This is a genomic window from Phyllobacterium sp. GQ127, from assembly GCF_059758635.1.
In genome coordinates this window covers 104743-130383 of the sequence record NZ_JCAXDZ010000007.1, presented here as the reverse complement: position 1 = coordinate 130383, position 25641 = coordinate 104743, and the positions used below count along the sequence as shown (strand labels likewise).

The window sequence follows — 25641 nt, the reverse complement described above, 5'->3', positions numbered from 1 at the left end:
TTCGAGTGCCTATATGGCTTGGCCGTTTGCATCAAAAAGATGCAAACGGGATGGATCAGGTGTCAAGTACACTGACTGCCCATGTTCCGTAGCGAAATCGCCATCTGTGCGCACCGTGATCTTTCCGGTATTCTCGGTCTGTACATGGATAAATGTATCGGACCCGAGATGCTCGGTTACTCCAACAGTGCCTTTCCATAAGCCCTCAGTTTTGGAAATTTGGACATGTTCCGGCCGTACACCCAACGTTACCGCATTGTGTTTTGCAGCAGCTGGCCCTTCGACCAAATTCATGCGCGGTGATCCAATGAACCCGGCTACAAAGACGTTTTTCGGGCTCTTATAGAGTTCCAGAGGCGATCCCACTTGCTCAATGCGACCTGCATTCAGCACCACGATCTTATCTGCCATTGTCATGGCTTCCACCTGATCATGCGTCACATAGATCATGGTGGTTTTTAGCTGATGATGTAGATCGCTGATTTCGAGACGCATATTGCCCCGAAGAGCCGCATCAAGATTGGAAAGCGGCTCGTCAAATAGAAACGCCTTCGGCTGACGCACAATAGCACGGCCGATAGCAACGCGCTGGCGTTGACCGCCCGATAGTTGTCCAGGCCTGCGATCGAGATAGTTTGTCAGATTGAGGATATGTGCTGCGTCCTTGACCTTCTTGTCGATCGCGGACTTTTCCTGGCCATCCATCTTCAGCGGAAAAGCTATATTCTGGTAGACGCTCATATGCGGATAGAGCGCATATGACTGAAACACCATCGACAATCCGCGCTTGGCTGGCGCTTCGTTGGACATGTCTTTACCGTCGATAACGATACGCCCACCGCTCAAATCTTCCAGACCAGCGATCATGCGCAGCAATGTTGATTTTCCGCAGCCGGATGGCCCTACGAAGACAACGAATTCGCCGTCATTGATTTCAAGATCGATTTCCGGAATGACCGAAGTGCTACCGAATGACTTCGATACTTTTTCAAGTGTTATGCTTCCCATAATATTGTTCCCATCTCTTTTGGCGAGGCCAAAGGTCAGAAATTATTTGACGGCGCCAAAGGTCAAACCGCGAACCAATTGCTTCTGGCTGAACCAGCCCATAATCAGGATCGGGGCGATTGCCATGGTGGACGCAGCCGACAACTTTGCCCAGAACAGCCCTTCGGGGCTGGAATAGGAGGCGATGAAAGCTGTCAGTGGCGCAGCATTTGCGGCTGTTAGGTTGAGCGTCCAAAATGCCTCATTCCATGCCAGAATGATGTTCAGCAACATTGTCGAAGCAATGCCGGGAATGGCCATGGGCGTCAGCACATAGATAATCTCTTTCATCAGCGATGCGCCGTCCATACGGGCAGCCTCGAGTATCTCGCCTGGTATCTCCTTGAAGTAGGTGTAGAGCATCCAGACAATGATCGGCAGATTGATCATGGTGAGAACCGCAACAAGGCCGAGACGCGAGTCGAGCAGGCCCCAATCGCGGAAGATCAAGTAGAGCGGAACAAGCACGCCGACAGAAGGCATCATTTTGGTGGATAGCATCCACATCAAAATATCCTTGGTGTGTTTGGTTGGCGAAAAAGCCATCGCCCAAGCGGCCGGGATTGCCAATACGAGGCCGAGCAGTGTCGAGCCGACCGAAATGACTATCGAATTCATAACATGCTTGCCGTAGTCAGACCGGCTCTGCACTTCGTGATAATTTTCCAGCGTCCAATCGAAGAACAGGAACTGAGGCGGCGTTGCCACGGCCGTTCCTTCCGTCTTAAAGCTTGTAAGAAACGTCCACAGGATCGGGAAAAAGATCAGGAACCCGATACTCCATCCAATTATTGTAAAGATGAGTTTGCGTTGCGTGGTAACGGACCGAGCCATTTTTCTACCTCTCCAGGTTCTTGCCGATGAGGCGAATGAGGAAGAAGGCAACGATATTGGCGAGGATGACCGCCACAATACCGCCAGCGGAAGCTCCACCCACATCGAATTGCAAAAGCGCTTGTGAATAGATCAGATATGCAATGTTTGTGGTCTGCAGGCCCGGTCCCCCATTTGTGGTCACCAGAATTTCAGCGAAAACACTCAGCAGAAAAATGGTCTGAATTAGAATAACAACGGTGATCGCGCGAGCAAGATGCGGAAGGACCAGATAGATGAAACGCGATATCGGTCCGGCTCCATCCATTTCTGCCGCTTCTATTTGCTCGCCATCCAGCGACTGCAATGCGGTCAACAGGATAAGCGTTGCGAATGGCAACCACTGCCATGCAACGATCAGGATAATCGAAAACAGCGGAACCTGCGCAAACCAGTCCACCGGCTGAATCCCGAAGGATCGTGCGATCCAGGCAAACAAGCCGTTGACGGGATGCATGAGCATATTCTTCCAAACCAATGCCGAGACGGTTGGCATAACGAAGAATGGCGCGATGACCAGAAGGCGGACAATGCCTTGGCCCCAGAATGGCTGGTCCAGAACAATCGCCAAAAGAATGCCGCCAATCACCGTGATCAGCAATGTTCCACCAACCAGAAGCAAGGTATTGCCAAGGGCAGTGAAGAAGGCGGGATCAGTCAGAAAATACTGGTAATTGAGAAAGCCGACATATTCTTCGGTTCCCGGCATCAAGAGATTGTAGCGCAGGAATGAAAAGTACAGCGTCATGACAAGCGGCACGATCATCCACAGGAACAAGAGGATGACGGCGGGCGACATCATGATACGGGCAGTTGCGCGTGTCTGAAGCGTAGCCATGGTCAGGATCCAATACAGCGATCATTGAAAATGCAGATGAGCAAAGGAGGCCCGGGCGGCTCCGGCATTTGCGCCGAAACCGCCCGGAGCCAGGAGGATCTACTTGATGTAACCGCCCTTCGTCATTTCGCGGGTTGTCAGTGCCTGTGCGCTCTGCAAGGCCTGATCAACGGTTACAGAACCGGCAAGCGCTGCCGAAAACTGCTGGCCCACTGCCGTGCCGAGCCCTTGGAACTCGGGAATGGCAACGAACTGACCACCCGTATAAGGCACCGGCTTGACGGTCGGCTTGCTTGTATTGGCTGCAGTCATGGCTTCGAGCGTAATCTTGGCGAAAGGCGCAGCCTTCTGATATTCCGGATTGGCATAAAGCGAAGTGCGTGTGCCGGGCGGAACGTTTGCCCAACCTTCCTTGCTCGCAACCAATTCCGTATAAGCCTTGTCAGTCGCCCAGGAGACGAATTTCTGTGCTGCTTCTGCCTTTTTCGTACCGGCAGGAATGCCAAGATTCCACGCCCAGAGCCAGTTGCCGTGGTTCTCCACGCCGCCCGTGGGGAAGAGGGCGTAGCCCACCTTATCTGCAACCTTCGATTCTTTCGGATTGGTCACGAAGGACGCCGCAACTGTAGCATCGATCCAGATGCCGCACTTGCCCGTCTGGAAAAGTGCGAGGTTTTCGTTGAAGCCGTTCGATGAAGCACCGGCAGGTCCGGCTTCCTTCATCAGGTCGACATAGAATGTGAGTGCCTTCTTCCATTCCGGCTGATCGAACTGCGGTGTCCACTTTTCATCGAACCAGCGCGCACCGAAGGAGTTTGCTGTTGCCGTCAACAGCGCCATGTTCTCACCCCAACCGGCCTTACCGCGCAGGCAAATGCCGTAAGTCTCGGTGGACTTGTCGGTCATCTTCTTCGCAGCATCAGCGATCTGGTCCCAAGTGGGCTTTTCAGGAATGGTCACACCGGCCTTTTCAGCCAGATCCTTGCGGTACATCACCATCGCGCTTTCGCCATAGAATGGCGAGGCATAGAGCTTGCCGTCAACGGAAACAGCATCGCTGATCGATGGCAGAAGATCGGCCTTGTCATAATCCGCACCCAGACCGTCAAGCGGCAAAAGCCATCCCTGCTTGGCCCAGATCGGCACTTCATAGGTGCCGATTGTCATCACGTCATACTGGCCGCCTTTGGTGGCGATATCGGTTGTGACGCGCTGGCGAAGAATGTTTTCTTCCAGCGTTACCCATTCGAGCTGAATGTCCGGATTTTTCTTGGTGAAATCTTCGGTCAGTTTCTGCATGCGAACCATGTCGCCATTATTGACCGTGGCAATGGTCAATGTCTCCGCATGCGCAAAGCTGACCATCGCCGCGACAGAAACCGCGCCGAGCAGAAGCGTTCTCTTAAACATTTCATTCCTCCCGAATGTTATGAGCAATTGCTTGTATTGTGGGCAAATACTCACACATGGGCGAAGTTAGTCAAGGGCAATTCGTCGCTGCAGTGCACAATGAAAGGGAGTTTAGTCTGCGAGCAGAGCCTCTGCGGTGTGCTCGTCGGTGATCAACCCATTGATAAGACTGCCCTTGAGGGCGGCCGCTATGCCGGGCATCTTCTTTTCGCCTTTGGCGATAGCAATGACCATGGCCGTCTCACGGGAAGGAATAAGGGCGCTGGCAACGCGCTCATTGGTCAATCCTTCAATAGCAATACCATTGCGATCAAAGGCGCGCCCGACGATTTCAAACACCGCACCCGCCCGCTGCAAGGTCTGTAATTCGGCGCGGGAAATAAATCCGTCGACAAAAAGCGGCGCGTCATCCCCCAGATCGCCAATGCCGATAAAGGCGACATCCGCCTTGGCCGACAATTCCAGCACGGAGCGGATCATTGGCTGACTGTGCAGCAATTCGCGCTCTTCGGGTGAAGAGGCGATGACCGGCAGCGGCATAGGGAAACTGCGCGCCTTTATCTTTTCGGCAATATTGAAGATGACGTTATAAAAGGCAGCCGAACCATCCGGCGCGATATTGCCCGTCAGCGATACCACCTTGTGTTGCGGGCAATCGATGGGCGACAACATTTCAATGGCAGCCTTCAGCGTGCGCCCGGTGCCGATACCGACAACCACCGGCGCTTCCGTCTTCAGCCAACGCGTCATCTCCGCCGCCGCCGCATCGGCAACACCGAGCGTGGTTGAGGTGGAGCCCGGATCAGTCGGCACAACTTCGGCCATTTTCAAGCCAAAGCGCTTTTTCAGCTGTGCCGCCAGATCAAGACAATGGGCAATCGGATGATCAAGCCGAACCTTGACCAGCCCTTCCGAAACAGCCAACGACACCATGCGCTGGGCCGACTGGCGCGAAACGCCAAGCTTTGCGGCAATCTCATCCTGCGTATTGCCGGCAACATAATAGAGCCAGCCCGCGCGCGCCGCATCATCCAGCTTGGTATTGGTAATTTCGGACTTACTCAATTCTCTGCCCCGCCCTTAAGCGCCTCGCTTTGCTCGTTGCTGGCGGGGACCCCATCTGCCCCGCCCTTAAGCGCCTTGTGCCCGTCGGAATGGCCAAGATCACGCTCCGGCCAGACAATATCGCGCAGCTTCTGCTTCAAAACCTTGGCTTCCGGAAAGCCGCCATCGCGCTTGCGCTCCCAGATAAGGTCGCCATTAACGTGGATTTCGAAGATGCCGCCTGTGCCGGGAATCAGCGCCACCTCACCCAGATCAGCGCCGAATGTGGAGAGCAGCTCCTGCGCCATCCAGGCGGAGCGCAGCATCCAGCTGCATTGCGTACAATAGGTGATGGTGATGCGCGGTTTCGTGGTCATGGCTCGACTTCTAGCATTTTCTCGCCGGGATGTAAGGTGCCGTCGGGCGCGACGAGCGGGTTGTAACCGGATTTCAGAATAGCAAGCATCTTGGGTACGGCCGCGCGTGCCCGCTCCGCCATCTCCACCGTGCCGCAAAGGGGAAAAAGCACGACAGGATAGTCGTCTTTCGGAAAAAAATCGCGCCGTCCTATACAGCATTGTTTGCGGCGGCAGGCGGGCTTGTTGCAAATCTTATGGTAGCCAAGTGCCGTTGCCATGGCCTGAAACAGCGAGAGCATCACCACATAGCGACGGTGGGCGCGCTTTTGTCCCTCTATATCGGCAGCATATTGCTCATCTGTCTGTTGCGGATGTCTTGGCTGCAACGTGAAGGGCAGTTCCGGCAGCGGATTTGGTATGAATGAGCAAAATGGCACCAGATCATCCTCCGAATATTTTTTGCGCTTACCCATGCTGATTTTCTCCGTGCTTTTACCTTGCCACGCCCGCTTTCCGCGTCTGGCTATTGAGATGGTGGGAAAGACGGGCGGTCATCGAAGCGCGTCTTTGTAGTAGGTTAAGCGATCCGAAGACCGCCCGTCCGGCGATTTGCATTCTGTCCGTTCCGCTTGGGAGGCCTCGGCTACCCAAGGCATGCCATTTGCGGCACGCCATGCGTTAGCCTTGCGCCCCTTAAAGTGCTCGTCCAGCACACGCCGTTCCTAGTAACGGCAGGGGAACCCTTGGACAGAACGTCCCCGGATAGCGGGTCCGTAACCCGCCATCGGAGGCGCCCATCCTTCCCCAAACTTCGAACGGCTCCGGAAGCTGTTCCCCGCAGGAAGGACAGGAACAGAATAGTTCAGTGCCAGAGCTGTTGGATAAGTTTGTCGAGATTATTTTTGGAAAGTCTGATTTGCACAAGCTAAGTGCGTCCTTCGACAAGCTCAGGATGAGGGAGGTCGATTGATTGCAGGGCGCCAACTATTGCAACTATTGCAACGCTAGCAAGTTGTCGCTGCAACCCACAAAACTTCCCTCATGGTGAGCGTGTCGAACCACGCACACTCTCAGATGCAGCCAAAAGACAAACACTGCCATCAAGACAGATCAGCGACCGGGCATCTCGAGGGCAATGCGGTTGCTCCCCCTGGTGGGGGTGTGAAGGACGGAAGAGACAAGTGGCTCGCCCCGGGGACGCGGAGCATCAGGGAGGGGAATTTTATGAATCAAACATGCCACCCAACTGACACCCTCCTGACAGAAGGTTGTCAGGAGCCCTGCGCTATAAAACATGCGCGAAACGGGCGAGAGGCGCGGACATGGACGGATCAGCACAGATCAATGGCAGTGCGACGGATTTTGATTTCCTCATTGGAAACTGGAACATTCGCAATTTGCGGCTGAAGGAGCGCTTTGCCGGATGCCATATCTGGGATGAGTTTCACGCCACATCGACCGTGCGCAAGCTTTTGGACGATACCGCCAATCTTGAAGAAATGGACATGCCGAGCCAAGGTTTTTCCGGCATCACGCTGCGCCTGTTTAACCCGCGCGATGGATCATGGTCGCTCCATTGGGCCGACAGCCGCAGCAACTTCCTGTTTCCGCCGGTCATTGGCCATTTTGACGATGGCAAAGGCGTGTTTTACGGCAATGATACGGATAATGGCACGCCGGTGCGCGTGCTTTTCACTGGACGCCCTCGCCCAAAGCTCCCCTCTGGGAGCAAGCCTTTTCCAAGGATGGCGGCGAGACATGGGAAACCAACTGGGTGATGAAATTTACGCGCATGCCCGCTTAGGCTTCGCCTTCAAATCAAAAGACCCCACCGTGGCATTGCGGCACGACAAGCCGAAAGCAATGGCCAGCGGCTGAAGATGAGGGAAAAGGTGGAGGCATTTTCTTGCCCCCCGCCCTTATACTGAGCTTGGCAAGCGGCGCACTGCCATCAAGCAGATTAGCGGCGGGTCATCTCGCGGGCAATGCGGGTGAAATCCGCCTGCTTGATGCCGATATCGGCACGGTCTGCGGCGCTCATGCTGTTCAGCAAAGCCAGTGCATTGCGATAATCCGCATCATTGCGGCGACGCCCACGCGTGGCAAAATCAAAGATAAAACTCATGGCCTGATCCTATGGCACTGTTTGGTTAGCCATAGGATATGTCTAGATAACCGGATTGTGCAGTGCAATATTGGAATGGCTGGTATGTGAGAATAAAAAAGGGGATGGAACTATTAAGCCATCCCCTTACTTGATCGCATTTTGGGACAATCTAACCCTTGGGCGGGAAAGGATCATTGCCGTAAGAATCTCTAGCTCTAATCTGGCCGTTCTCGCCATGGATTAGTAATTCAGTTCGTTGATTTTGGGCGATGTTGCGTCCCGCACTTATTGCCGCCGACTGTGTCGGATGTACCGAAGTTGCTTTTCCAGCACCCGCTCCTTTAACGGCCCATCCGTTTGAGTGCGGAACAACATGTTGATTGCGCTTAGTCATGGTTTTATTTCCTTTCAAGAAACGAAACTAGATGCATTATCTTCTATCGTTGCACTCAAAGCATTTGCCTTGAGTGCTTCTGCGCAGCTCTTTGCATTGTGCTTCTGAGTGTATGTTTCCGTCCAAACTAATGTTTCACCGTTTGAACCTTTTAGACGTCCGAAGTATTCGCCGTTTGTGCTTTTCAAAATTTCAAATCGGCGACCTGAAGCCTCCTCACCTATTGTTGTGTCGACAATTGGCGCGATTGGCGCGTTGGCTTTTATGGAAACAATACAATTCTGAGCATTAGCTTTGGTCGTGTAATTCTCAGACCAGAACATTATTACCGAATTGTACAGAAATTGGACTCGGTACTGGCTGTTCGCACCATTCACGATTTTAAATTTGTACATCTTTAATTCCTCGATCTAGGCGTCCTTGGGAGGATCGCTTTTGCAAGACATTAGTATTGCACTTACAATACTAGAATTAGTATAGCGATCGTGATACTGTCAAGCTCTAATTTTACATTCCAAGGGGAGCGAACAATTGTCAGAAATTTTTGGTGAGAAACTTAGAAAACGAAGGATCGAAATAGGCCTTACATTAGAGTCTTTGGCAGATAAAGTTGGAACAACAAAAGCCTATGTTTGGCAACTTGAAAATAAAAAGCCAGCAAAACCCTCAGGAGAGCTGCTTCTAAAGATTGCAAATGTATTAGATATTTCTGCTGAATACTTGATTGATGATTCGTCTTTGCAGCCAACATCTAGGCAGGCAGAGATTGCACTTGCACGCGGAGCTGATAATCGAGGACTAACTCAAGAAGATGTTGATAGATTGTTCAAGCTCTCGGATATAATGAAAGATGACAAAACTCGTAAGAGAAGCAACTAGAATAATTACGCTATGGAGGTTACACGGCCCTAACACTCCAAGGCTCGATCTCAATACAATTTTTAACGAGATTATTCTTCCAACATCGAATGGCGATCAGTGCAAAATCGTCCACGAATCGTTCGATTCATTCGAAGGCATTATGGCGAGACTGGATGGAAGCAAAGAATGGCGAATAGGCGTTAGCACAAGAGTCCTTTATGAACCTCGCCGAAATTTCACTCTCGCCCACGAAATGGGGCATTTTATCGGCCACCGAAGGTTGAAAGATACTTTTCAATGCACCTTTGAAAACCTGAACGATTTCCAAAATGCCGGTATGGAGAAGGAAGCAAATGAATTTGCCTCCAATCTCCTGATGCCGGCTGATGTTGTGAGGCAATATGACCGGGAAAGAACCTTTAGTCATACGTCAGTGAGTGAGATTGCTTCACTTTTGGGTGTATCTAGAGAGGCAGTGGCATATCGATGGATAAACCTCACGTCAAAACGACTGGGGTTTGTCATTACCAGGGATGGGATGATCGACAAAGGTAGAGCCAGCGAAAAGCTCTACGCTGAAGGAGTCTTCTTTAAACAAGGCTGCGAGATACCCAGTCAAAGTCTCATCAATAATTTGCGTGCGGAAGGCGAGGAACTGAATGAAGTAATGCCTCTCAACGTCTGGCATACCGATCTTACCTGTAAAGAATCTAGCTTTGCGACGAGGCTGAACGGCTATGTATACACATATTTGGATTTTGACAAAATTTAATCTACCTATCCAACCCACTCCTCCTGCTCCACCGTCAAGGGCTTGATGCCTGGCGTGGCAGGTTCGGGGCGTTGCGGGTCGATAATGACCGGCGTGGGGGCTGGGCGTGGCGTGGTGCAGGCTGTGGCAGCGCACAGGACAAATGTGCCGAAAAGAAATGCGCAGAGAAGGCGCAAGGGCCTTTGGGCGAGGACGATGGCGCGAGGGAAGCGCGGATAGCGGCGGGCCGCTATCCGGTTTTGTCTGGTTCGTGATCCCGGCAAAGCGGTTCCACCATCCGGCACTATATTAGTTATCGCTCATCTTCAGCGCCTGAATGAAGGCTTCCTGCGGAATTTCGACCTTGCCGAACTGGCGCATGCGCTTTTTGCCTTCCTTCTGCTTTTCCAGAAGCTTGCGCTTGCGCGAGACGTCGCCGCCATAGCATTTTGCCGTCACATCCTTGCGCAGGGCCGAGATGGTTTCGCGCGCGATCACCGTGCCGCCAATGGCCGCCTGGATCGGGATTTTGAACATGTGCTTGGGGATGAGGTCCTTGAGCTTTTCGCAAAGGTCGCGGCCACGCTTTTCGGCAGCACCGCGGTGCACCATCATCGACAGGGCGTCCACGGGCTCGCCATTGACCAGCACGGACATCTTGACCAGATTGCCCTCGCGGTAATCCGACAGATGATAATCAAACGAGGCATAGCCCTGGCTGATCGATTTCAGGCGGTCATAGAAATCGAACACAACTTCATTGAGCGGCAGGTCATAGGTGACCATGGCGCGCTTGCCGACATAGTTGAGATCGATCTGGATGCCGCGGCGGTCCTGACACAATTTGAGGATCGAGCCGAGATAATCATCCGGCGTGAGGATGGTTGCCCTGATCCACGGTTCCTCGATGGTGGCGATCTTCATCACGTCCGGCATGTCGGCTGGATTGTGCAGCTCGATCTGCTTGCCGTCGGTCATGTTGAGCTTGTAGACAACGCTTGGCGCGGTGGCGATGAGATCAAGATTGAACTCGCGCTCCAGCCGCTCCTGAATGATTTCCAGATGCAGGAGCCCAAGGAAGCCGCAGCGGAAGCCGAAGCCCAGCGCGGCGGAGCTTTCCATCTCAAACGAGAAGGACGCATCATTGAGCCGCAGGCGGCCCATGGCAGCGCGCAAATCTTCAAAATCCGCCGCATCGACGGGGAAAAGGCCGCAGAACACCACAGGCTGCGCAGGCTTGAAGCCGGGCAGGATGGAATCTGTCGGGCGTTTGTCCTCGGTGATCGTATCGCCAACGCGCGTATCGGCCACTTCCTTGATCGAAGCGGTGATGAAGCCGAACTCGCCGGGTCCAAGCTCATCCATGGCAACCATTTTCGGCGTGAACACGCCGGTGCGCTCAACCGGATATTTCGCGCCGGTGCCCATCATGCGGATGGTCTGGCCCTTTTTGAGCACGCCATCAATGATACGCACAAGCACGATAACGCCGAGATAGGAGTCATACCAACTGTCAACCAGCATGGCCTTCAGCGGCTTGGTGCGATCTCCTTCGCGCGGGGGCGGCAGCTGCTTGACGATGGCTTCCAGCACATCAGGAATGCCAAGGCCGGTCTTGGCCGAAATCAGCACAGCCTCACTGGCATCAATGCCGATGACATCTTCCACCTGCTCGCGGATACGCTCCGGCTCGGCGGCGGGAAGATCGACCTTGTTCAGCACCACGACGATTTCGTGATTATTGTCGATGGCCTGATAGACATTGGCCAGCGTCTGCGCCTCAACGCCCTGCGAGGCATCGACCACCAGCAGTGAGCCTTCGCAGGCCGAGAGCGAGCGCGACACTTCATAGGCAAAGTCGACATGGCCGGGCGTGTCGATCAAATTGAGGACATAGGTCTCGCCATCATTGGCCTTGTAGTGCAGCCGGACGGTCTGCGCCTTGATGGTGATGCCGCGCTCGCGCTCGATATCCATCGAGTCGAGCACCTGCTCCTTCATGTCGCGAAGCTCCAGCCCGCCCGTCGATTGGATCAGGCGGTCAGCAAGGGTGGATTTGCCATGGTCGATATGGGCGACGATGGAGAAATTACGGATGTGATCTAGTGGAGTGCTCATGCGCGCCACATAGAGCATTTTCAGGCGATTTGGAAGGGCGAGCGTAGCGGCAGGCAATATTCGCTGCGAATAGTTTTACCCGGGTATATTGACGGCAGAATTTTATCCGGGTAAATCCAGGGTAACGTTTGAGCAATGGATGATGATTATGAACAGTGTGAGCGCCTTTCAGGGCAACAGGAAAATCGCAAGTGGAACGCCAGCGGAGGTGGCTCTGACGCTGAAGCGTCTGGACGATAATGGCGAGGCGGTTCTCATTTTCGATGATGCAACAGGCAGGCAGATTGAATTTGATCTGCGCGGCACCGATGCGGAGATATTGGCGCGGCTGGACAATAGTGAACCGCGCAAGCCGGGCCGCCCGAAACTTGGCGTTACGGCACGCGAGGTAACGCTCCTGCCGCGCCATTGGGACTGGCTCGCAGCGCAACCGGGCGGCGCCTCCGTTACGTTACGCAAGCTGGTGGATGCAGCGCGGGCCGCAAATGGTGGGCGCGAGGCAAAGCGTCAGGCGCAGGAAGCGGCCGACCGCTTCATGTTGGCCATGGCCGGCAATCAGCCGCATTATGAAGAGGTCACCCGCGCGCTTTATGGCGGAAACTACCAGCGCTTCGCCGAACTGACGGAGGACTGGCCGCGGGATATCCGCGACCATGTACGCGCTCTGGCAGAACCAGCGTTTGATTGGCCGGATTGAACCAGCCTAATACGTTCGTTGAATACGTGCCTTTTTGGCACGTTTATTGCTCTGTTATCGGCATCCACTTGGCGCGAGGCCCTCAGCCGACACGCCAGTGAATGCCGATTTTTATTTTAAGCGCGTGGCTGGAATATTTTAGCAGCCTAATAATAAGGATTACTGTTTCATGAAGGATATTTTTCGAAAACGCATTATTCGATCATGCATAATTTCAGCGCTGTTTGCCGTTTTATCAGGCTGCAGCGAGAGTAACGATACAACTTCGGAAACTGCGTCGACCTTTCCAGCCATCGTTGCGGAAAAGATCGTTGCACCTCCTGCCTTAGTAGATAGCTCGGACGAAGTAGTCGTGGGGATAGTAACGGCAGTTCCCGGCACGTCATCTGCTGTCCCGCCCGAGGCGAGTGTCGTGGTCCAAGACCCGCTCGTTATATTCGATGGTGGGAAGGTGACAACAACAGAACAGGAAATAGCGCCATTAGCTGTGAAGGAGCGGGAAGAGGTTACACGCTTTGTCACAACCTCGCCCGATACGATTGAAAATCCGACATTCTGGTCTTCACCGGCCTATGAGTATGATCTCGGCAATCTTGTAGCATCCGTGAGCACTGACTCCAGCAGTTTCACATACGGGCAGATTCTGATCACCCCGATCAAGGGATGGATTCGCTATCCCATGAAGTCAGTCTCGCCGACGCCGCCAGGCCAATATCCCGTCATTGTCTTTCTACATGGACAGCACACCCCAGCAGATCCAAATTATCGGGGTTATGATTATCTGGCAGAGAATCTGGCCACTCACGGCTATATTGTACTCTCGATTGACGCTAACGCCATCAACGCTGATGGCGACCAATCCGGTCAGTCGCGGGCGCAACTGGTTTTAGGGACATTGGACCGGCTACGCCAGATTAACGAGCATGGTCAAGTTGACAAAAATGGCAATGCTGGCGCACTGAACAAACTCAAAGGAAAATTTGACTTTGAGCGCATTGGCATTATGGGCCACTCGCGAGGAGGACAAGGTGTTGCAAACACAATCAAATTCAACAAGAACCGTCGAGGTGCCAGCTATGCGGGACTGGCAGTAGCGCTTTCGGTCAATCCAACAAAATACATAACCGCATATCCGGACTTTGCCGATGTGTTTATACCAAAAACAGCTAAAACTGTTGTAAGTCTCGACGAAGAAAAATTCAGAGCAGCGATAGCCAAATACAATATTTTCTATGCAGAAGGTAGTGACACGGCTTCACCCTATGACTTCAGGGCAGCCTTTCTTCTCGCGCCTACAGATTTCGGCGGCAACAAGGATTTGAACGGCGTGCCGCTTGCTGTACTTCTACCCACCTGCGATGGCGACATGCTCAATCTGCAAGGAGCAATCTCCTATGATCACAACAGATTTGGCAATGGCAGCGATACGGCAACACGCTATCAAATAGCGGTTCAAGGCGCCAACCATAATTATTACAATACAACTTGGATCAATGACGATTTCTCCACTACCGCAGGACCTGGCCATTGCATGGCGAACCACACAGATACCATAAGGGTCAGCGATGAAGACCAACGACGCAACGGACTTTATCTTATTAATTCTTTCATGCGCTATCATGTGGGAGGAGAACAACAGTTTGCAAGCTGGTGGAACGGAATGGCCAAACTGCCAGAGGCTGCCTGCCCTGTAGGACGCGGCCCCTGTGACGAACGCGTTATCCTGACAATTCAGCGAAATGAGGGCCAACGCAAACTGATTCAGCACTTCGCATCGGCAGAAAGCCTTAGCATCAATTCGCTCGGCGGCCCGGTCACCTCTACCGGCTTCAACAACTTAGCCCGGTGTGACATGCCTGATGGAGCGCTGATCGCAGGCGATTGCTCACCTGCCCGCATAGCAGGTTTTGAATTCAATAGTTGGGGTGGTTCTGGCCTACGATCCATAGCAGAACATGCTGAACTTTCGTGGACCAAAGCTGGCGCAACAATTACAAATGATCTACTTGGCACTTCGGCAGCGCCCCACGATACTTTGAGCTTCCGCATAGCGGTCGTGCGCCCGATGGGGCAGGAGGTTTTGGTAACACTGACTGATAATGTTGGTAAGGAAGCGACTATCGAAGCCAGCGATTTCAGTGGTGCGCTCTATAACGCACCAAAAACCAAGGCTGAAGGCCGGCCCATGATTGATGATCCCATCGACAAGCCCTATTCAACCGGGCAGGTTAAGATGCTTCTCAACATGGTGGCGATACCACTGAAAGCATTTGCTGGAATTGACTTAAACAATCTGAAAGAACTCAAGCTGACGTTTCCTAAAGACAGAGGCAAGGTTGCTCTTGCGGACATCCAGTTCCAGACATTGGGACGGGATCAGTTCGGCCCTCGAATGGTCGCTGTCCAAAATAAGAACAGCAAAGCGCAATAGTAATATACGATAAGGCCCGGCTCTGAGCCATTTCAGAGCCGGGCCTTTCTCAATGATTGTGCTAATCAGACGCCGATCTTGCCACCACCCTTTTTGGTTATTGCGACGACGGACGGGCGGACGGGCATATCGTCCTTGAAGTCCGGCCAGCGGGTCGAAAGGTCTTCATAATAGGACGGACGGCCAAAACCTTCCCAATCTTCGCCGCCATCAGCGGGATGCTGAACGGCGACCATCATGGTTGCCATATCCGGCAACATCAGCGGACCGCACATTTCTGCGCCGATCGGCACGCGGAAGAAAAGTTTCGAGGTCGCACGGGCAGCACCTTCCGTATCAACCGCCCATAGACCATCGGTACGGCCCGTATCCTTCGGCGAGTTGCCATCCGTTGAAACCCACAACCGTCCATCAGCATCGACAGAGCAATTGTCCGGCATGCCGAACCAGCCATTCTTTGTGGTTTCGGTGGAGAAAGATGCGCCGACATCGGCAATGGAAGGATCGCCGCACTTGAGCAATATTTCCCATTTGCCCTTTGTTGCGGCGAAATCGCCATCAGCCTCGGCAATTTCAACGATATGGCCGAACGCGTTCTTGGCACGCGGATTGACAGCGTCGATCTGATCGTCCTTGCGTTTGGTATTATTGGTCAGCATGACATAGACCTTGCCGTTGACACCATTCGGCTGGATGTCTTCCGGCCTGTCCATCTTGGTAGCGCCCAACAGATCGCCTGCACGACGGGTTTCAATCAAAACATCCGCTTGCGAGGCGAACCCGTTTTCGGCTGTCAAAGGACCGGTGCCATGCACTATCGGCAACCAGTTAACAGTTCCGTCGGCTTCAAACTTTGCGACGTAAAGCGTGCCTTCGTCCAGCAGGTCCAGATTAGCAGCGCGATCATCAGGATTGAACTTGCCGGTGGTTACAAACTTATAAACGTAGTCGAAACGCTCGTCATCGCCGAGATAAAACACGACTCGGCCATCTTTGGAAACGATCGACTCAGCGCCTTCATGCTTGAAGCGGCCCATGCTGGTGCGTTTCTTGGGGACAGATACCGGATCGTTCACGTCGACTTCGACAATCCATCCGAATCTGTTGGCTTCATTGGGGTCTTTCGAGACATCGAAGCGATCATGGAATTTGCCCCATTCATAACTGCCCTCCGGAAGGCCGAGGCGTTTGTAGTTTGCCGCTTCCTTGCTGTCGGCAGCCAGTTCGCCCGTGAAATAGCCATGAATATTTTCTTCGGCCATCACATAGGTGCCCCAGGGCGTGACGCCTCCAGCACAATTATTAATTGTCCCGAAGACTTTTCTGCCGGAGGAATCTGCATTGGTTTTTACACGGTCATGACCGGCAACAGGACCGGACAATTGCATCTCGGTATTGGCGGTGATGCGGCGATTCAGCTTGCCGTCCTTGACGACCTGCCATTTACCATCGGTCTTCTTGATCTCGACAATAGTGCCTCCATGGGCAGCCATCTCGATATCAACACGCTTCTTGTCGGCAGGAGCGACTTCGATCTTGCCCTCAGCAACCTTAACGATGCCTGGGAACATGAGATGTTCATTCGTGTATTCATGGTTAACGACCAGAAGACCATGCTCAGACGAGCCATCTATCGGAATATAACCGACATAATCATTATTGTAGCCAAACTGCTTCGCCTGAGATTCCGGAGTCTGATTACGCGGATCAAACTCTGGAGAATCCACGAAAATTCCATCGCCCCAGCGTAAAAGCACATCCGCATCATATCCGGCTGCAACATGGTGTTTTTCATCAATACCGGCTTCTACTTCCTCAAAACTGAAAGCAGATTTGGTTTCAGCGCGAGCATCATCAGCCAGCATCAGCGCCATCGGGCTGACGGTGGCTGCAATAGCGGAAACCGCGAGTGATCCTTTCAGAAAGCCACGGCGGGAGAATCGAGCTGCAATTAGCTCGCCCATTGTAGGATTGTCGGTCGGATTGTGGCCAGGACCATCATTCTCTTCGAGCTGGCTGGTTCTGAAAACGGGAGTTTGATCATTCATGGCGTGACCTCTGGCTGTCTGGCTGGGTTGCGGATTAGAACCGTTCCAGAATGGCTAGAAGTTCAGCGTAACAAACTGATGACAAGAGTTCAGCTTTTATAGCGGTAGCTACCAACGATTAAAGTCAGAAACCTATTAAGACGCAATCAGCTTACTGAAAGAGTCGAGGTCCACATTGCCTCCTGAAAGGACGACCGCCACCGTCTTGCCCTTGATATCGACTTCGCCAGAAGCCAGCGCAGCAAGACCAACAGAACCGCCGGGCTCAACCACCAGTTTCAAATGGCTTGCTGCCTCGCGCATGGCTTTGCGCACGGCGATATCGGAAACAGCGATGCCGCCGGCCAGATTTTGCCTGTTGATTGGAAATGTGAGATCGCCGGGTTGAGCAGTAAGAATTGCATCGCAGATTGAGCGATATCCCGTCTCATTGCTGCGAATTTCACCAGCGACCAATGAACGGCGCAAATCGTCAAAGTTTTCCGGTTCGACGCCCCAAATGCGCGTTTGCGGAGAGCGCGCTTTTACTGCAATCGAGACGCCACTGATGAGACCACCGCCGCCGCTGGGCACAAACACATCATCCAGCGTGATACCGCGTTCTTTGGCTTCATCAGCAATTTCAAGCCCGATCGTGCCCTGACCCGCAATAATGGATGGGTCATCGTAAGGCGGCACCAAAACCATGCCACGCTCTTCAATGAAGGGGGCGGCAATCACGTCCCGACTCTCGGTGTAACGGTCAAAAAACACAACCTCCGCCCCGTAGGAGCGGGTATTATCAACCTTAACCTGTGGCGCATCGCTGGGCATGATGATGACTGCCTTGATGCCGAATATGCGGGCAGAACTTGCGACGCCTTGTGCGTGATTGCCTGAAGAGAATGCAACGATCCCGCGCTTTTTCTCTTCCGGCGTAAATTGACTGATACGATTATAGGCACCGCGAAACTTGAATGAGCCGGTCCGTTGCAGGCATTCTGGCTTGAAGAAAATACGCGCATTGTAGCGGTCGTTGAGACTTTCCGATTCCATCAGCCGTGTCGGCACAAGCTGCCCGGACAATCTCTTTGCGGCAGCTTCGATATCGGCAATCCCGGCGGCGAAATTCTGATGATCCATGAGCCCTCTCCTGTCAGCTATCCAGTCGATAGCATTCTATAATGCAGCAGGCACCCAAATCATTGTCATCATATCAATCTGGCACGAATACCGCATTGGCACGCTTTTCCAGAAACTCGGGCAACTCTGCAATCGAGCCAAGGATCGCGTCACTGAGGTGGGCAAGGTCATCCAATGTGCTGTTTCCTGACAGGACGCCTATGGCAAGTCCCGCTCCAGCGGCATGGGCCATTTCCAGATCGTGGGAATTGTCACCCACCATGGCAATCGCTTCGACTGGCAGGCCGGTTTTCGCGGCAAAGAGGTGAAGCTGGTCTGCATGCGGCTTGGCGCGGGCAACGGAGTCATATCCTATGATTGCCGAGAAAAGCGGTGATAGCCCCAAGGCTTCAGCTGTAGCGCGAGCGCCTGCTTCAGAATCATTGGTTGCTATGCCAAGCACGAAACCCCGAGCGACAAGAGCTTCGAGCGTTGCGTGCAATCCATCGATTCCGACAGCGCGGCGCGAGCCTTCCTGAACTGTATAATGATCATAGTCACGAATACATTGCCGTTTCTCTTCGAGAGAAAGCTCGGGATGCCACAGATCGACAACATCATTGATGGTTCCCGCAGCGACCACTGAGCCACCGCGGAACTTTTGCATCTCCCAATCATATCCCCCAGCCTCAACGAGAGCCTTCGCGCGGGTTTCATCACCCTTGGCGGCCATGTGCGCTAGTTCCATGGTGATGCCAAACCACGTTTTATTGAAATCGACCAGCGTTCCATCCTTGTCGAACAGAATACCGCGTATCTCGTTAGACTGGGTGGTTCGCATCATGATTCCAGCGAGCCGGGCTTGGCATTTTCAGAACGTCTGCTGCCAAGAAGTTTCAGGAGATCGTCGCCACGGCGGGTATAGCGATGGCCGCGCCTTGTCAGAACTCGGCCAGCCTGTGGAGCGGTCAATATTATATCACCGGCGGGATCCCCCGGCACGGTCACAACAGTGACCAGCTTGTCACCCGCCTTCACTTGAGCACCAATATCGACATGGAACAGGATCATCCCGCCTTGAGGAGCTCTGATCATCTCGACATTTTCAAGCGGCGTGACAGGTCCGTTGAAATCTACCGTCAGTGCAATACTCGTATCGACGATGACGCCGCGATGAACAAGGAACTTGTAAAGACCTTCCGCATCAGACTTTCCAGTATCGATATTGACATCACTGAGGCCACGAAACTCCACTGTGGTGACGGCTCGGGTTTTCTGTCCTGTTTTCGGCAGTTGGAGCACCGGATGCGCGCAAGCTTCTTCAAAAGCTGCATCGGCGGTGCTGTCCCACGAAAGAATAGCGGTAGAGCCGAGGGCGGACGCCAGATCATACATTTCCGGCAAAAACGCCTGGTGGATGTAGAGGTAGCTTTCGCTTTCATCGTCACAATGCAAATCGAGGACAATCTCGTGCGGGAGTGCCTGACGCAGAAGTTCGGCTTTCAGTCGCTCTGCCAGTGGCACCGGACCATCAATGGCGGGCAAGGATGATGTGTCAAAATTCTCCAGAAGGGGAAAGGAACGGTTGAAGTTCGTACTGGAGAAAAATTCGAAGCGACCAATATGCTGATGTGCCATCCACTGTGCAGAGCCTATCGGGTTGGCTTGAGGAATGACCGTTATATTCCCGGCAATACGCCCTTCCCTGGCAGCTTTTTCCAGCATGGGAATAAGGAAATGCAATGCAGCCTGGCCGGGTAGCTCCGAGCCGTGGAGGGACGATTGCAGATAAGCGCTTGTTGCCTCCCTATCCTTGCCCTCAAAACGCAACACGCGCAACTCAATGCTGTTGCCCGGCACATCACCGGCCAGTTGGATTGTCTCGGTCTTCATCATGCTATTCCTGGTCTGTTGACTGCTTCTATGTAGTCTATTGTTATTTTTCGCGGCGTTTACGCAGGTGCGCGACGAGTCCTTGCGTGGATGCGTCCTTGTCCTTTGCGCTGACCTCGCCCGAAACAACAGGAAGAAGCTCCGTAGCCAATTCCTTGCCAAGTTCGACGCCCCACTGATCAAATGCATTGATTCCGTAGAGCTGCGCTTCGACAAAGACCCGGTGTTCGTAAAGTGCGATGAGACGGCCAAGCGTATAAGGATCAAGCTTATCGTGGATGATCGTTATCGATGGACGATTACCGGTGAATACGCGATGCGGGGCAATGCGATTGACTTCTGATTTTGGCAGGTTTTTTGCAGCGAGCTGTGCCTTGGCCTCTTCCAACGTACGGCCCTTCATCAAAGCTTCAGACTGTGCCAGGCAATTTGCCAGCAACATCTGGTGCTGATTATCAAGTTCCGGCTCATGTCCGTTGGCAGCGACAATGAACTCGACGGGAATGGTATCGGTGCCCTGATGCAAAAGCTGGAAGAATGCGTGCTGGCCATTGGTGCCGGGTTCGCCCCAGACAACGGGTCCTGTCGGGCCTGAAACCGGCTTGCCATCAATGGTAACGCCCTTGCCATTCGATTCCATGTCAAGCTGTTGGAGATAGGCAGGCAGACGCGCAAGGCGCTGGTCATAGGGGATCACGGCCCGGCTCGTATAACCGGAGATGGCGCGATGCCAATACCCGACGAGACCAAGCATCATTGGCAGGTTCTTCGAAAGCGCTGCCTTGCGGAAATGTTCGTCCATTGCATGGGCGCCATCCAAGAACCGACCGAAATCTTCCGGGCCAATGGCGATCATCAAAGGCAGGCCAATGGCGGACCAGATTGAATAGCGTCCGCCAACCCAGTCCCAGAAGCCGAAAATACGATCTGCCGGAATCCCGAACGCATCAACTTTTTCAAGAGCTGTCGAGACAGCCGCGAAATGCTTACCGACAGCCTCCTCACCCAAAGCATCGGCAATCCATTTACGGGCCGCCTTGGCATTGGTGATTGTTTCAATCGTCGTGAATGTCTTGGAGGCAATGATGAAGAGGGTTGTCGACGGCTCAAGCCGGGCCAACGTGTCGGCTATATCCGCGCCATCAACGTTGGAAACGAAATGGGCTTTCGGCCCATCGTGATAGGGCGACAAAGCAAGCGTTGCCATGGCTGGACCAAGATCGGACCCGCCAATGCCTATATTGACGATATCGGTGATCGGCTTGTTTTTTGCGCCTTTGATTTCCCCGGAGCGAATACCGGTCGCAAAAACGGCCATACGGTCAAGCACGTCCCTGATGCCCGGCATGACATCCTGCCCGTCGACTTTGACAGGTTTGCCTGAACGGTTACGCAGCGCAACGTGGAGAACGGCGCGGCCCTCGGTATTATTGATGGGTTCGCCCGCAAACATTGCTGTGCGACGGCCTTCAACATTTGCAGCTTTGGCAAGATCACCAAGCAGCGCAAGCGTTTCATCATTGACGAGGCATTTCGACCAATCAAGCAGAAGGTCATCAAGATTGAGGGAATATCGGGAATACCGTTTTTTATCCTCGGCAAATGCATCGCGCATGTTTCTGGGTGCGCCATTCTTCCAATGGGCTTTCAACGCCTGAACCGAACGCTTGATGCTGTTCGCTTGTTCTGAGGCCATAGTCTATCTCCTGAAATAATCGTCTCATGCAAATGTCGCGCAAACCTGCCACTAGAACGACTTTAGTTCAATCGACGAAAGGTGGAATATCTTGGCTTTCCGCGATAAGTGATTGCTATGCCTAAAATCGGGCGATGTATCAGGAGATGCCAAATATGGATTTGACGGGTGAAGAACGGATTGCCGCAAACCGCGCGACTGTCTGGAACGCCCTTAACAATCCGGACATATTGAAAGCGTGCATTCCCGGATGCGAACAACTTGAATGGGTGAGCGAGACAGAACTCGAAGCCACGCTTGCTGTCCGGCTCGGTGTCATCAAACCGCGTTTCAGCGGTGCTATTTACCTCAGCAACCTTAACCCACCCTTTTCCTATACGATAAGCTGCGAGGGCAAGGGAAGCATCGCTGGTATCGCCAAAGGCGGTGCGGATGTCGCCCTTGTAGAGGATGGAAATGAGACGCGCCTGATCTACACAGTGAATGCGCAAGTGGGCGGAAAAATCGCAAAATTCGGCAGTGGCTTGATTGCTTCGACGGCGAGCAAAATTGCCACCCGCTTCTTTGAAAAGTTCAACGAAGCTGTTTCTGCCGCATAACTTCCATGCTGTCGTAATTTCCACAGCTCATGGCGGAAAGCCGTTTGGCTCAGGATCGGCTAAGGCGGATATGCTGACGGCGCGCAATTTTGCGCCGGACAGCCAGTCATGCGCATTTACGATTTCATCATTGTCGGGTCTGGATCGGCCGGCTCAGTCGTTGCGAACAAGCTATCGGAAAACGGGCGTTACTCCGTTCTCGTGCTTGAAGCCGGAGGGTCTGACCGGCGATTCTTCATCAGCATGCCGCTTGGCTACGGCAAAACCTTCTATGACAAATCGGTCAACTGGATGTATCGCGCCGAACCAGACCCCGGCCTCGGCGGCAATGCTGACTATTGGCCGCGTGGCAAGGTGCTCGGCGGATCAAGCTCTATTAACGCAATGGTGTATGTGCGCGGCGCACCGGAAGATTTCGACGAATGGCGCGATACCGGAAATCCGGGCTGGGGTTATGCGGACGTGGCACCAATCTTCCGTTCCCTTGAGCACCATGACGGCCCGGCAACCAGCCTGGGAAGCGATGGTCCCTTGCATGTTACCGATTGCTCCAGGCTCTTCCATCCTCTGGCTAACAGGATGATCGCGGCAGCACAGGAAGCGGGTCTTTCTTACAACCCCGACTTTAATGGCGCAGCGCAGGAGGGCGTAGGACCTTTCCAGCTCACGACCAAAGGTGGTCGGCGCATGTCAGCCGCCAAGGCATTTCTGCGACCGGCGATGAAGCGCCGAAACGTGACGGTGCTTACGCAAGCAATGGCGACGCGGATCATATTTGATGGGAAGCGCGCTATCGGTGTGCAATTTACCCGCAAGGGCAAAACGGAACTTGCCAAGGCTGGCCGCGAAGTCATCCTGAGCAGCGGTTCGGTCAACACCCCGCAATTGCTTGAGCTGTCGGGTATTGGTGACGCAAATAGGCTTCAGGCGCTTGGAGTAGAGGTTCTATACGATAATCCGCAGGTCGGCGAAAACCTCTGCGATCATCTCGGCATCAACTACACTTACCGGGCGAACATACCCTCGCTCAATCAGATACTGCGCCCGTGGTGGGGCAAGGCTGTAGCCGGCATGGAATATCTATTGCGCCGAACGGGGCCGCTATCGATCAGCATGAATCAGGGCGGTGGATTTTTTCGGACCGATCCTTCCCAACCGCGCGCAAACATGCAGCTCTATTTTCAGGCATTCTCAACCCTTGTGCCCAAAAATGGTGAGCGACCCATTTTGACGCCGGATTCATGGCCCGGCTTTTCTCTCGGCCTCTCCAACTGCCGGCCCACCAGCAGGGGTTCGATTCATATTCGCTCCAATAATGCGCATGATGCGCCGCGAATTATCGCCAACGCTTTTTCCACAGAGCATGATGTTGCAGAAATGCTGGATGCGGTGAAGTTCCTGCGAAAAATCGCAGCCACTCCAACAATGTCCATGCTGATTGAAGAAGAGCTTCTGCCAGGACCGGATTGCAACAGTGACGACGAGCTAATTGAAGATTTTCGCAAACGTAGCGGGACAGTTTATCATCCCGTCTCGACATGCAGAATGGGGCCTGATCCGTCCCGATCAGTCGTTGACCCGCGCTTGAACGTTCATGGACTATCTGGCCTGCGTGTTATTGATTGCTCGATATTTCCGAACATCATTTCCGGCAATACGAATGCTGCGGCAATGATGGTCGGAGCGAAAGGCGCGCAGATGATTTTGGAAGATCATCCATAGCGCGCCTCCATCATATCAATATCGCGCACCATTTTACTGGCAATCGTGCTTTCCAGCCGCCGAGCCCGAACCAGTCGATAGATTTCCTGCCGCTCCGCTTTAAGCGCGGTAATGCGTAGCCGCTTTTCAATCTCTTCGCTGAGAGCCGTCAATTCACGCTCTTCACCAAGATGCATCCGGCCATCGATGCGCTTGCGGTAAAGCTCCATGATGCGGGTTGCGACGTCCGTAAAAATATCGGCATCGGCACGCCCTGCCGCCAAATCGTGCTGGGCTTTTTCAATAGCCATAATCGCTGCTTCGGCGGCGGCAATACGTGCGTAATCTTCTTCCTTCTGGTGTGAATCCTCCGCTGGGAGATCGATGTTTTTGAGCAGTTTTGGCAAGCATATGCTTGCCGCAACCAGCGACAGAATAATCACACCGGCGGCCAGGAAAATAACGAGATCACGGGCTGGAAAGAGACTTCCATCGTTCAGGAAAAGTGGCAATGTCAGAATACCGGCAAGGGTGATTGCACCGCGCACACCGGCGAATGACATTGTGGCCACAAGCTGCCAACTTGGCCTGACAACTGTCTGCTGACCGTCGGAACGGCGTGAAAGCGCATAACGCCATGAGGCCCATACCCACAAGAAACGAAGCCCAACGAGAGCCGCAAAAATAACGCCTACATAGACTGGCAACCACCAATAGCTGTATCCGTTTGCGTGAACGTTTTTAACCGCGCCCCAGAATATGCTTGGAAGCTGTTCACCAAGCAGAACGAAGATGGCACCATTGGCGGCAAATTGCGCGGTATCCCAGACCGCCGTGCGCCTCACCCGCGTGACTGCCAGCGACTGACTGGAGCTTTCTGCGTAGCTCATCGTGATGCCTGCAGCCACTGCCGCAAGAATTCCCGACGCATGAACGTGCTCGGCAAGAAGATAGGCGCCGAAGGGGATGAGCAGACTGATAAGTATCTGCGAGCCGCTTTCCTCACCCAGTCGCCGTGTGAGAAACGCTTTGCCACGCGTGACGCCAATCGTGACGCCAATGCCTATGGCAATGCCTGCAAAGGCGAGCCACAGGAACGTGAAAAATGCTGCCGAGAATGAAAATGTGCCAGTCAACATGGCTGCTACCGCAAAGCGCATGCAAACGAGCCCTGACGCATCGTTCAGCAGTGACTCGCCCTCAAGTATATGCATCATTCGGGACGGAATGGGCACACGGGCGGCAATTGCCGAAACAGCAATCGGGTCCGTCGGCGACACGATTGCCGCCAGGGCAAAGGCAACGGGCAATGGTACAGACGGTATCATCCAGTGAACCAGAAAACCGACGCCAAGAACAGTGAAGATTACAAGCCCCAGCGCCATCTCCAGAATGATGCCCTTATCCCTGAACAGTCCTTCCTTGGGTATGCGCCATCCATCCAGAAACAATAGTGGCGGCAAAAACAGCAGAAAGAAAATATCGGGATCAAGTTCGACGCGGACTTTGGCAACCGAGGCGATCGCCGCGCCCAGACCAATCTGTACCAATGGCAGCGGCACCGGCAAAGGCAACACACGCACAATACTGTCACTGACAACAACCGCCAGCAGCATCAAAAGGACAATGGTAATCGTTTCCACGGCGAATCCTGTTTCGGGCTTATATTCAGG

General features: G+C 53.4%; 24 protein-coding genes and 1 pseudogene. 7 read left to right on the top strand and 18 right to left on the bottom strand.

All coding sequences use genetic code 11. The features are described from left to right. Positions 1 to 9: 9 nt before the first annotated feature. The 7 genes and pseudogenes from AC6CHM_RS21015 to AC6CHM_RS20985 all read right to left on the bottom strand — a co-directional run bounded on the left by AC6CHM_RS21015 (position 10) and on the right by AC6CHM_RS20985 (position 6044). Positions 10 to 1008: an ABC transporter ATP-binding protein gene (locus AC6CHM_RS21015; RefSeq protein WP_354342811.1), complete on the bottom strand. Its 999-nt coding sequence runs from the start codon at positions 1006 to 1008 to the stop codon at positions 10 to 12. A gap of 42 nt (positions 1009 to 1050) precedes the next feature. Then, on the bottom strand, positions 1051 to 1881 hold the full coding sequence (locus tag AC6CHM_RS21010; protein WP_115051588.1) for an ABC transporter permease subunit: 831 nt from the start codon (positions 1879 to 1881) through the stop codon (positions 1051 to 1053). A gap of 4 nt (positions 1882 to 1885) precedes the next feature. Beyond that, positions 1886 to 2758, bottom strand: a complete 873-nt coding sequence (locus AC6CHM_RS21005) for a carbohydrate ABC transporter permease (protein ID WP_307282119.1) — start codon at positions 2756 to 2758, stop codon at positions 1886 to 1888. 99 nt (positions 2759 to 2857) lie between these two features. After that, on the bottom strand, positions 2858 to 4168 hold the full coding sequence (locus AC6CHM_RS21000; RefSeq protein ID WP_115051590.1) for an ABC transporter substrate-binding protein: 1311 nt from the start codon (positions 4166 to 4168) through the stop codon (positions 2858 to 2860). A 111-nt stretch (positions 4169 to 4279) separates the two neighbouring features. After that, a complete protein-coding gene (locus AC6CHM_RS20995; RefSeq protein WP_498174609.1) occupies positions 4280 to 5233 on the bottom strand; it encodes a sugar-binding transcriptional regulator in 954 nt (317 codons plus the stop codon). An 83-nt stretch (positions 5234 to 5316) separates the two neighbouring features. After that, positions 5317 to 5589, bottom strand: a pseudogene (locus tag AC6CHM_RS20990) (Rdx family protein); the annotation flags it as partial. After that, positions 5586 to 6044, bottom strand: a complete 459-nt coding sequence (locus tag AC6CHM_RS20985; RefSeq protein ID WP_498174607.1) for a hypothetical protein — start codon at positions 6042 to 6044, stop codon at positions 5586 to 5588. The pseudogene AC6CHM_RS20990 and the gene AC6CHM_RS20985, both read right to left, overlap by 4 nt. A gap of 849 nt (positions 6045 to 6893) precedes the next feature. On the opposite strand from AC6CHM_RS20985, the gene AC6CHM_RS20980 reads away from it, so the two are divergent. After that, positions 6894 to 7349 (top strand): hypothetical protein, encoded by a 456-nt coding sequence (locus AC6CHM_RS20980; protein WP_498174605.1) that lies wholly within the window; start codon positions 6894 to 6896, stop codon positions 7347 to 7349. 182 nt (positions 7350 to 7531) lie between these two features. On the opposite strand, the gene AC6CHM_RS20975 is transcribed toward AC6CHM_RS20980, so the two are convergent. From AC6CHM_RS20975 to AC6CHM_RS20965, 3 genes are all read right to left on the bottom strand, one after another. Further along, a complete protein-coding gene (locus tag AC6CHM_RS20975) occupies positions 7532 to 7696 on the bottom strand; it encodes a hypothetical protein (protein WP_307282110.1) in 165 nt (54 codons plus the stop codon). A 151-nt stretch (positions 7697 to 7847) separates the two neighbouring features. Further along, positions 7848 to 8072 carry a DUF2188 domain-containing protein gene (locus AC6CHM_RS20970; RefSeq protein ID WP_498174602.1) on the bottom strand — a complete coding sequence of 75 codons (225 nt, stop codon included), beginning with the start codon at positions 8070 to 8072 and terminating at the stop codon, positions 7848 to 7850. A gap of 14 nt (positions 8073 to 8086) precedes the next feature. Further along, the gene (locus AC6CHM_RS20965; RefSeq protein WP_498174600.1) at positions 8087 to 8467 is read right to left on the bottom strand and encodes a YegP family protein; all 381 of its coding nucleotides are present in this window, start codon (positions 8465 to 8467) and stop codon (positions 8087 to 8089) included. A 136-nt stretch (positions 8468 to 8603) separates the two neighbouring features. Here AC6CHM_RS20965 and AC6CHM_RS20960 point away from each other — a divergent pair, with 136 nt between their 5' ends. Then, positions 8604 to 8951: a helix-turn-helix domain-containing protein gene (locus AC6CHM_RS20960; protein WP_498174598.1), complete on the top strand. Its 348-nt coding sequence runs from the start codon at positions 8604 to 8606 to the stop codon at positions 8949 to 8951. Beyond that, entirely contained in the window at positions 8923 to 9705 is a 783-nt protein-coding gene (locus tag AC6CHM_RS20955; RefSeq protein ID WP_498174596.1) for an ImmA/IrrE family metallo-endopeptidase, read from the top strand. The genes AC6CHM_RS20960 and AC6CHM_RS20955 overlap by 29 nt, the downstream gene beginning before the upstream one ends. A 5-nt stretch (positions 9706 to 9710) precedes the next feature. Here the strand turns inward: AC6CHM_RS20955 and AC6CHM_RS20950 are convergent, their stop codons facing one another. Then, on the bottom strand, positions 9711 to 9968 hold the full coding sequence (locus tag AC6CHM_RS20950) for a hypothetical protein (protein WP_498174594.1): 258 nt from the start codon (positions 9966 to 9968) through the stop codon (positions 9711 to 9713). A 25-nt stretch (positions 9969 to 9993) separates the two neighbouring features. Next, entirely contained in the window at positions 9994 to 11802 is a 1809-nt protein-coding gene (lepA, locus tag AC6CHM_RS20945) for a translation elongation factor 4 (RefSeq protein ID WP_307282096.1), read from the bottom strand. 148 nt (positions 11803 to 11950) lie between these two features. On the opposite strand from lepA, the gene AC6CHM_RS20940 reads away from it, so the two are divergent. After that, complete coding sequence (locus tag AC6CHM_RS20940; RefSeq protein ID WP_498174592.1) at positions 11951 to 12499, top strand: DUF2239 family protein; 549 nt, start codon at positions 11951 to 11953, stop codon at positions 12497 to 12499. 169 nt (positions 12500 to 12668) lie between these two features. Further along, complete coding sequence (locus AC6CHM_RS20935) at positions 12669 to 14930, top strand: alpha/beta hydrolase family protein (protein WP_498174590.1); 2262 nt, start codon at positions 12669 to 12671, stop codon at positions 14928 to 14930. 65 nt (positions 14931 to 14995) lie between these two features. On the opposite strand, the gene AC6CHM_RS20930 is transcribed toward AC6CHM_RS20935, so the two are convergent. From AC6CHM_RS20930 to pgi, 5 genes are all read right to left on the bottom strand, one after another. Continuing rightward, complete coding sequence (locus tag AC6CHM_RS20930; RefSeq protein WP_307282086.1) at positions 14996 to 16978, bottom strand: PhoX family protein; 1983 nt, start codon at positions 16976 to 16978, stop codon at positions 14996 to 14998. A 135-nt stretch (positions 16979 to 17113) separates the two neighbouring features. After that, entirely contained in the window at positions 17114 to 18100 is a 987-nt protein-coding gene (locus tag AC6CHM_RS20925) for a threonine ammonia-lyase (RefSeq protein ID WP_498174588.1), read from the bottom strand. Between the two features lie 73 nt (positions 18101 to 18173). Then, entirely contained in the window at positions 18174 to 18920 is a 747-nt protein-coding gene (locus AC6CHM_RS20920) for an HAD family hydrolase (RefSeq protein ID WP_307286324.1), read from the bottom strand. After that, a complete protein-coding gene (locus tag AC6CHM_RS20915; protein WP_498174688.1) occupies positions 18920 to 19972 on the bottom strand; it encodes a M14 family metallopeptidase in 1053 nt (350 codons plus the stop codon). Before AC6CHM_RS20915 ends, AC6CHM_RS20920 begins: the two co-directional genes overlap by 1 nt. Positions 19973 to 20015: 43 nt before the next feature. After that, on the bottom strand, positions 20016 to 21668 hold the full coding sequence (gene pgi, locus AC6CHM_RS20910; protein ID WP_337354028.1) for a glucose-6-phosphate isomerase: 1653 nt from the start codon (positions 21666 to 21668) through the stop codon (positions 20016 to 20018). A 155-nt stretch (positions 21669 to 21823) separates the two neighbouring features. Here pgi and AC6CHM_RS20905 point away from each other — a divergent pair, with 155 nt between their 5' ends. Together AC6CHM_RS20905 and AC6CHM_RS20900 are read left to right on the top strand one after the other, a co-directional pair. Continuing rightward, a complete protein-coding gene (locus tag AC6CHM_RS20905) occupies positions 21824 to 22267 on the top strand; it encodes an SRPBCC family protein (protein WP_115054748.1) in 444 nt (147 codons plus the stop codon). Between the two features lie 108 nt (positions 22268 to 22375). After that, complete coding sequence (locus tag AC6CHM_RS20900; protein ID WP_498174585.1) at positions 22376 to 23989, top strand: GMC family oxidoreductase; 1614 nt, start codon at positions 22376 to 22378, stop codon at positions 23987 to 23989. On the opposite strand, the gene AC6CHM_RS20895 is transcribed toward AC6CHM_RS20900, so the two are convergent. Further along, positions 23980 to 25611, bottom strand: coding sequence for a Na+/H+ antiporter (locus tag AC6CHM_RS20895; protein ID WP_336440452.1), 1632 nt, complete (start codon positions 25609 to 25611; stop codon positions 23980 to 23982). The two genes, AC6CHM_RS20900 and AC6CHM_RS20895, sit on opposite strands and share 10 nt — an antisense overlap. Between the last annotated feature and the right edge of the window lie 30 nt (positions 25612 to 25641).